7 protein-coding genes and 1 pseudogene are annotated in these 8296 nt (G+C 68.5%); 4 read left to right on the top strand and 4 right to left on the bottom strand.

All coding sequences use genetic code 11. From position 1 onward, the window contains the following. The first annotated feature begins 96 nt into the window (after positions 1-96). Both FPZ47_RS08520 and FPZ47_RS08525 read left to right on the top strand, forming a co-directional pair. A complete protein-coding gene (locus FPZ47_RS08520) occupies positions 97-1233 on the top strand; it encodes a 3-ketosteroid-9-alpha-monooxygenase, oxygenase component (RefSeq protein ID WP_144950640.1) in 1137 nt (378 codons plus the stop codon). Then, complete coding sequence (locus FPZ47_RS08525; RefSeq protein ID WP_144950642.1) at positions 1230-1553, top strand: ferredoxin; 324 nt, start codon at positions 1230-1232, stop codon at positions 1551-1553. Before FPZ47_RS08520 ends, FPZ47_RS08525 begins: the two co-directional genes overlap by 4 nt. Here FPZ47_RS08525 and FPZ47_RS08530 read toward each other — a convergent pair. From FPZ47_RS08530 to FPZ47_RS08545, 4 genes are all read right to left on the bottom strand, one after another. Next, the gene (locus FPZ47_RS08530) at positions 1512-2324 is read right to left on the bottom strand and encodes an IclR family transcriptional regulator (protein WP_144950644.1); all 813 of its coding nucleotides are present in this window, start codon (positions 2322-2324) and stop codon (positions 1512-1514) included. The genes FPZ47_RS08525 and FPZ47_RS08530 overlap by 42 nt on opposite strands. Positions 2325-2490: 166 nt before the next feature. Next, complete coding sequence (locus FPZ47_RS08535) at positions 2491-3957, bottom strand: FAD-dependent oxidoreductase (protein WP_144950646.1); 1467 nt, start codon at positions 3955-3957, stop codon at positions 2491-2493. Continuing rightward, positions 3954-4862: a biphenyl-2,3-diol 1,2-dioxygenase gene (gene bphC / locus FPZ47_RS08540; RefSeq protein WP_144950648.1), complete on the bottom strand. Its 909-nt coding sequence runs from the start codon at positions 4860-4862 to the stop codon at positions 3954-3956. The genes FPZ47_RS08535 and bphC overlap by 4 nt, the downstream gene beginning before the upstream one ends. A gap of 13 nt (positions 4863-4875) precedes the next feature. Continuing rightward, positions 4876-6060 carry an acyl-CoA dehydrogenase family protein gene (locus FPZ47_RS08545; protein ID WP_144950651.1) on the bottom strand — a complete coding sequence of 395 codons (1185 nt, stop codon included), beginning with the start codon at positions 6058-6060 and terminating at the stop codon, positions 4876-4878. A 128-nt stretch (positions 6061-6188) separates the two neighbouring features. On the opposite strand from FPZ47_RS08545, the gene FPZ47_RS08550 reads away from it, so the two are divergent. Both FPZ47_RS08550 and FPZ47_RS08555 read left to right on the top strand, forming a co-directional pair. Next, positions 6189-7805, top strand: a complete 1617-nt coding sequence (locus tag FPZ47_RS08550; protein WP_144950653.1) for a flavin-containing monooxygenase — start codon at positions 6189-6191, stop codon at positions 7803-7805. Further along, positions 7805-8152: pseudogene (locus FPZ47_RS08555) on the top strand (SDR family NAD(P)-dependent oxidoreductase); the annotation flags it as partial. The gene FPZ47_RS08550 and the pseudogene FPZ47_RS08555, both read left to right, overlap by 1 nt. Positions 8153-8296 lie beyond the last annotated feature (144 nt).

Below are 8296 nucleotides of genomic sequence, written 5' to 3' on the forward strand. Positions count from 1 at the left end.
AAACGCTAGGCGGGTCCGGCGTCAGCGCGAAAGAGTCGTCCTGATCAGTGGAACAGGCCGCCGCCACCGGCGGGTCCGCGGGGGTTGAATTCGGCTATGACGCCCCAGCCCGAGGCCGACGAAGTCCGGTTCATCGAAGCGCAGGCCGCGCCGGCGCGGTTCGCCCGCGGCTGGCACTGCCTGGGTCTGATCCGGGACTTTGCCGACGGTAATCCACACGCGATCAATGCCTTTGGGCAGAAGCTTGTCGTCTTCGGCGGCGCCGACGAGCAGATCAACGTGTTGGACGCTTATTGCCGGCACATGGGCGGCGACCTGTCGCAGGGGGAGGTCAAGGGCAACGAGATCGCCTGTCCGTTCCACGACTGGCGCTGGGGCGGCGACGGGCGGTGCAAGCAGGTGCCCTACAGCAGGCGCGCACCCAAGCTGGCGCGGACGGCGGCCTGGACCACGCTGCAACAGGACGGGATGTTGTTCGTGTGGCACGATCCCGAGCGCAAGCCGCCCCCGCCGGAGGTCACGATCCCGCGCATCGAGGGCGCCACGAGCGACGACTGGACCGACTGGCACTGGTACACCACCGTCGTGGGAAGCAACTGCCGCGAGATCATCGACAACGTCGTGGACATGGCGCACTTCTACTACATTCACGGCGCGTTGCCGACGTACTTCAAGAACATCTTCGAGGGCCACGTCGCGACGCAGTACATGAACGGCGAGGGTCGGCCCGACATGGGCGGAACCGAAGGCGCCGAGATGTTGGGCAACACGTCGGTGGCATCCTATTACGGCCCGTCCTTCATGATCGATGACCTGACCTACCACTACCGACACGGCGACGCCCAGACGATCCTCATCAACTGCCACTACCCGATCGACTCGAACTCCTTTGTGCTGCAATACGGCATCATCGTGAAGAAGTCGGACTCCCTGCCCGGCGACCAGGCCATGCAGACGGCGATCAAGCTCGGCGACTACGTCAAGCTGGGATTCGAGCAGGACGTCCAGATCTGGCGACACAAGGCGCGCATCGACAACCCGTTACTGGTCGAGGAGGACGGGCCGGTCTACCAGTTGCGCCGCTGGTATCAACAGTTCTACGTCGATGCCGCCGACGTGCAACCGGATATGGTCGACCGATTCGAATTCGAACTCGATACGACCAGGCCCTACGAGGCGTGGATGCACGAGGTGGAGGCGAACATCGCCGCCCGGGCGGCCGGCACGGGATGACCGTGGACAACCGGTTGCAGGACATGCCCATGGTGCCCGTGGCGTGCCGCGTGTGCGGGGCGCGGGTGCTGGCCCGCAAGAGCAGCTGGCACCAGACGAGCGTGCAGTGGAACGCCGACGCGGCGGCCCGGTGCCCCGAGCGCGCCGAGGCGCGCAGGTTGGAAGCGCCCGGCGGCCACAACGTCTTTCTCGCGTGCTCGGCGCTGAGCGAGTCGATCGTCGACGCGGTGCGTCACGGCGACCTGCGTGTCGTCGACGAGGCCGTCGGCCTGCCGAGGTCAGGCGTACTGAAGAGCCGGCCGCGGTTGCGCGGGCCGTAGTGGCCGCATGGGCTGCAGGGTCGGCGCAACCCGTGGCGGCCCGTCCTCGACATTGCGCCAGACGCGCATCGCGGTCATGCGGACCGGGGCCGTCAGCCTCTGGTCGAATGACAGCTGATTCATCGGCCCACAGACCGACACCGCGGCGACCGCCTTGCCCGGGTTGCCGATCGGAGCTGCGACACAACCGAATCCGAGCAGCGACTCCTCGCGATCGAACGCGACGCCGTGGGCGCGAACCTTGGCCAATTCGACGTCGAGTTGGGCGCTGGTCGCGATCGAGTACTTGGTCTTGCGGGGCTCGAAAGCGAGTGCGGCGGCACGGTTTTCGTCGGCCAGGATCGCCTTGCCGACGGCCGTGCAGTGCGCGGGCTGTCGACCGCCGATCCGGGTGGGGATTCGCTGGTCGCCGATCTTTTCGAGGTAGACCACGTCGGGCCCGTCCAGGATCGCGAGGTGCACGACGAGACCCGTGGCGCGGTGCAATTCGCCCAGCAGCGGTCCGGCCGCGCGCACCAGCCGGTCCTGGTGTACGGCGAGTGACCCCAGTTCCACCAGGCGCATGCCGAGTTCGTAATCGCGACCGCTGCGGCGCAGCCAGCGCAACTGCACCAGCCGCTCGAGCATGCGGTGCGCCGAGGAGCGTGGCAGCCCGGTGCGCCGCACGATCTGCGCCAGCGTCAGCCGTCCGGGCCCGTCGAACGCGTCGAGGACCAGCGCGATGCGGTCGATGACGGCCGTCGGGGTGGGGGAGTCGGCGGTCCCTGACATCGGCCCTCCAAGGCTGCGGCATACCGGACTGCGATATTCCTAATAGGAAGACCTGTTTAGCACATCGTGTGGCCGTTGTCACACGCCTCACCCCGGCGAGCAGACGCAAAATCCCCCGACATGCCGGGGCGTGTGGGGATTTTGCGTCTGCTCGCGCGGAGGGGGGTCAGCCTTTGGCCGCCGAGCGGCCGGCGCGGCGCCCGTAGAAGCTGCCGTCGCCCAGCGAGATGCCGCTGGCATACCCCCAGGCGGCCAGCCCGGCCGTCGAGCGACCCGCGGCAAACAGCCCCGGGATCGGCTCGCCGCTGACGTGCAGCACCTCGGCGTCCAGCGTGGTGCACAGCCCACCCAGCGTGAACCCGCCGGTGTTCTCGCGCAGGTCGATCGCCCCGACGGGGGACCCGATCGGCCTCAGCCACTCGGGCTTCTTGTGCAGCAGCGGGTCCTCGCCGCGCGCGGCGCCGTCGTTGTAGGCGGCCACGGTCGCCTGCAGCGAGCCCGGCGCCAGCCCCATGTCGCGTTCCAGGTCGGCGACGCTGTCGGCCACCCAGGTCGCCTCCCGCAGCATGAATTTCGGCGACCATGAGTTCATCGCCTCGTCCTGGGCGTCGCCGTCGATGATCAGGTAGGCCGTGTTGTCCTGCTGGTACAGCGTGAGCTGCCCGATCCGGCCGGGGTAGGTGTCCTCGGCGACGTAGCGCTGGCCGCGGCCGTTGACCAGGATGCCGCGCACCAGTTGCTGAGGGTCGATGAAGATGGCGACCTCGGTGGCGTCCATGTGGGCCAGGTCGGCGCCCAGTGCCTGCGCCATCCGGATGCCCTGCCCGTCGTGCTGCTCGATCGAGGCGGCCGGCCGCCCGGCGATGCGCGGGGCGTATCGGGTGACCATCGCGTCGTTGTAGGCGAAGCTGCCCATCGCCAGCACCACCCCGCGGCGCGCCCGGACGTTGATCTCGGCGCCGTAGCGGCGGGCGCGGATCCCGGCCACCCTGCCGTCGGACTCGACGATCAGGCACCGCACCCGCACGTCGTAGAGCGCCCGGGCGCCGGCCGCGGTGGCCGTCTCGACGAGCGGCTTCATCAACATGTAGCCCGCGCTGGCCTCGCCCTGCTTCTTGTTCGACATCTGCGGGACGTGTCCCCGCGGGGCGGGGGAGGCGATGGTGTTGAACGGGTACGCGTTCTCGCCGCCGCTGTACATCAGGCCCTGATCGCCCATCGGCTCCCAGCCGGGTTCGGAGAAGAACTCCGCCTTGAACGGCACACCGCAGCCGACGAGCCAGTCGAAGTGGGCGACGCTGCCGGCGCAGTAGTCGGCAATGCGTTCCCCGTCGGCCCCGGGGCCCATCGCGACGTTGAGGAAGGCCGCCATGTTCTCGACGGAATCATCGAAGCCACAAGCCTTTTGCAGCGGCGTGCCGCCGCCGAGGTAGATGAAACCGCCCGCCATGGCCGCCGCGCCGCCCCAGGAACCGCTGCGTTCGAGCACCAGGACGTCGGCGCCGGCGCGGGCCGCCTCGACCGCCGCGGCGGCTCCGGCGATGCCGTATCCGGCGATCACGACGTCGGCCTCGTCGTCCCAGGAGCTGATCGACGCCGCCGGGACCGGGGTGACGTCGGTATCGGGTGTCATAACCGCATCGCCGCGGGCATCTCACCGATCCACTGATGGCCCCAGTAGCTGTCGGCGGTGATTTCCTCTGCGGTGTAGTAGTTTTCGTCGACTCGCATGCCGTCGGTGCCGAATTCGATGTCCCAGTCGCCGGGGGCGCGCACGTAGAACGACACCATCTTGTCGTTGGTGTGCCGTCCCAGCGTGGACGAGAGCCGGAATCCCTCGGCGTTGACCCGGTCCAGCGCCCGACCCACGGCATCGAGGGTGTCGACCTCGACCATGATGTGCACCAGGCGGGGGTCACGCTGATGAGCGGCCGGGACGATCGCCAGGCTGTGGTGCCGCTCGTTGATGCCCAGGAAGCGCACTCGCACCGGACCGAACTCCGGCGGGACCGGGACCCGGAACGCGCCCCGGGATCGGAACCCCAGCACCTCGGTGTAGAAGCCGAACAGGCCGCCCGGGTCCGTGCTGGGCAGCACGACATGGCCCAAGCCCTGGTCGCCGGTGACGAACTTCGCGCCGAACGGGGTGATCACCGGGCTGTGGTCGAGCACCGCGCCGTGAAACACCTCGCACGTGGTGCCGGCGGGGTCCTCGAAGGTGATCGCCTCCTCGACGCGACGGGCCTCGGCCTGTGCGTCGGAAAGTTGCTTGAACGCCACCCCGGCGCCGTCGAGGGCGACCTTGACCCGGTGCAGGCCGGGGTGGTCGCGCACCTCCCAGCCCACGGTGCGGACCCGTTCGGTCTCCCCGGGCACCACGATCAGCCGGGCCGCGCGTTCGTCCATCCGCAGATACAGCGCCGAGGGGTCGGGGCCCTTTCCCTCGGCGAAACCCAGGACGCCGAAGGCGAGCTGCCGCCACCGGTCGATGTCGTTGGTCGAAATAGTAACGTAGCCAAGGCGTTTCAGATCGGACACAGCGGCAAGCCTCTCAGATCAGCGCCCGCAGCGGCCCCTGGGGCGGATCGACACCCAGCGAACTCAGGGCCGACGCATGGTAGATGGTGCCGGGGACGTGGATGGCGTGCATCTGGCCGACATGCACATCGCGCCAGTAGCGCTGCAGCGGCTTGTCCATCCGCGACGCGTTGCCGCCCGAGCGGGCGAAGATCTCGTCGACCGCCGACACCGCGCGCCACACCGCGCGGACCTGGGTGCGCCGCCCGGCCGCGCGGTCGGCGAACGACACCTCCTTGCCGGCGGCGACCATGTCGTAGATCCGGTCGGCGTTGGCGAGCAGTTCCTGGCGGGCGGCGTTGATGTCGGCGGCCGCCTCGCCGATGGCGTACATGACGTAGGGGTCGTCCTTGATCGCGGTTCCGGTGGCCCCGACCCGCTCCCGCTGATAGTCCAGGTGTGCGGCCAGCGCCCCCTCTGCGATCCCGATGGTCGCCGCGGAGATCCCCAGCGGGAACATCGTCGACCACGGCATCAGATACAGCGGCTCGGTCATCCCGGCCTCACGCTGGGCGGTGCCGTCCATCACCTTGGTGGCGTCCATGGTCCGGTAGGCGGGGACGAACGCGTCGGAGACGATGACGTCCTTGGAACCGGTTCCGCGCAACCCCACCACGTTCCACGAGTCCTCGACGATCTCGTAGTCCTTGCGCGGCAGGATCATGTGCAGCATCTGCGGCGGCATCACCGGAATGCCCTGCTCGTCGCCGAGCATCGCGCCCAGGATGATCCAGTCGCAGTGGTCGGTGCCCGAACTGAACTGCCAGCAGCCGTTGAAGATGTAACCCCCATCGACAGGCTTGGCCACGCCCTGCGGCGCGTACGGGGAGGCCATCCACGTGTCGACGTCGTCGGCCCAGACCTCGGCAGCCACCTTCGGGTCGGCGTACGCCAACTGGTAGGGGTGCACACCCACCACCCCGACGATCCAGCCGGCCGCCGGATCGAGTGCCGCGGTGGCCATCACCGTCTCGGCGAACTCGCGGGGGTGCGCCTCGAAGCCCTGGTAGCCCTTCGGTTGCAGGAGCCGGATCAAGCCGGCCGCCTTCATCAGCTTCACGGTGTCGTCGGTGAGCCGGCCGAGCCGTTCGGCCTCGGCGGCCCGCTCTCGCAACTGGTCGGCCATCGCCGCCACCCGGTCAATAACCCGCTCGCTCATGGTGTCGTCCTTACGTGTGTGGGGTCACTACATGATGTACCGCAGCCGGGCGTGATTGCGGCCGAAACCGCCCGTTGACCGGGAGGGGCAGCGGGCCCTCGCGACGGGGGTCCCTACCGTGAACGGGTGTGAGCATCACCGGCGAGCGGGTGGCCCTCGACGTCATCGTGGTCGGGGCGGGATTCGCCGGTCTCTACGCCCTGCACAGGCTGCGCGCTCAAGGCCTGTCGGTGCGGGTTGTCGAGGCCGCGCCCGAATTGGGCGGAACCTGGTACTACAACCGGTATCCGGGCGCGCGCTGCGACGTCGAGAGCGTCGACTACTGCTACTCGTTCTCCGATGCCCTGCAGCAGGAATGGGACTGGACCGAGAAGTACGCCTCCCAGGCAGAGATTCTGCGCTACCTGAACTGGGTGGCCGACAAACTCGATTTGCGTCGTGACATCGTGTTCGACGCGCGCGTCGTCTCCGCGGTGCTCGACGAGACGGTCCTGCGCTGGACGGTCACCGCCGACGGCGGTCAGGTGTACTCGGCGCGGTTCTGCGTGCTGGCCACCGGCCCGTTGTCGGCCGCGATGACCCCCGACTTCCCCGGCCTGGACACCTTCGCGGGGGAGATCCACCACACCGCCCACTGGCCGCACCGCCCCGTGGATTTCACCGGCAAACGGGTGGCGATCATCGGCACGGGATCGTCTGGCATCCAATCGATCCCGATCATCGCCGAGCAGGCGGAACACCTCTATGTCTTCCAGCGCACTCCCAACTACAGCGTTCCGGCCGGCAACAAGCCGCTGTCCGCGGCCGAACTCGACGACATCAAGGCCGGCTACGCCGAGCGACGTCGGCTGTCGTGGCGCAGCGGCGGCGGGTCGCCGCACATCACCGCACCCGGGCCGACTTTTGCCTTTACGCCCCAGCAGCGCCGCGCGGCGTTCGAGAAGCGCTGGCGGCTGGGCGGCGTGCTGTTCTCCAAGACTTTCCCCGATCAGATGACCGACCAGGCAGCCAATGACGAAGCGCGCCGGTTCTACGAAGAGAAGGTCCGGGCGATCATCGACGATCCCGCGGTGGCCGATCTGTTGATCCCCACCGACCACCCGATCGGGACGAAGCGCATCTGCACCGACAGCAACTACTTTGAGACGTTCAACCGCCCCAACGTGTCGCTGATCAGCGTGCGCGCCGCCCCGATCGAGTCCGTCGACGCCACCGGGATCACCACCACCGACGGCCATTACGACCTCGACATGATCGTGCTGGCGACCGGTTTCGACGCCATGACGGGGGCGCTGGGCAAGATCGGCATCACCGGACGCGGCGGCGCCACGCTGCGCGACGGCTGGGCGCACGGCCCGCGCACCTACCTGGGTTTGGGCGTCGACGGATTCCCCAACCTGTTCATCGTCTCGGGTCCCGGCGCACCGGCGGTGCTGGCCAACATGGTGCTGCACGCCGAAGCGCACGTGAACTGGATCGCCGACGCCATCGCCTACCTCGACGGCCACGGCTACACCGCGATGGAACCGACCCGCGATGCCGTGGACGCCTGGGGCGCCGAGTTGGCCCGGCGTGCCGACGCCTCGCTGTTCACCAAGGCGAACTCCTGGTACATGGGCGCCAATGTGCCCGGAAAGCCAAGGGTTTTCATGTTGTTCATCGGCGGCTTCGCCGCCTACAACGACATCTGCGCCGAGGTCGCCGACGCCGGGTACAACGGGTTCGACCTGATCAAGGCGCCATGATGAGCGGATTGCCCGACAAGGTCGTGGTGGTCACCGGCGCGGCGCGGGGTACCGGACGCGTGCACTGTGAACCGTTCGCCGGCGCCGACGCGATCGCCCTGGACGTGCCCTCGGTTGCTGCTGAGTTGGCCGACACCGCACGCACAGTGGAGGCCCGCGGGCGCCGTTGCGTCACGGCGGTGGCCGACGTCAGCGAACTCGGCGCCGTGACCGCCGCGATCGACGCCGGGGTGGCCGCACCGGCCCGGCTGGACGTCGTCGTCGCCAACGCCGTGGTCCATTTCCCCGGCGCGCCCGCCCGGGAACTGGACCCGCGCGGGTGGCAGCCCACGCTCGACAGCAAGGTGAGGTCTCTGTGCCGTAGGACCGATTCCTAAGCGAACGTGAATCCACTGCGAGATTTGTTGCGATTTTTGGCTCTATTGCCATGAATGTGGATGACCTCATGTGTGGTATGGGAGCTCGAGGGTGACCGGCCCGCAGACGAGCAT

Origin of the sequence: Mycobacterium helveticum, from assembly GCF_007714205.1 — a bacterium.
Classification (GTDB): Bacteria; Actinomycetota; Actinomycetes; order Mycobacteriales; family Mycobacteriaceae; genus Mycobacterium; species Mycobacterium helveticum.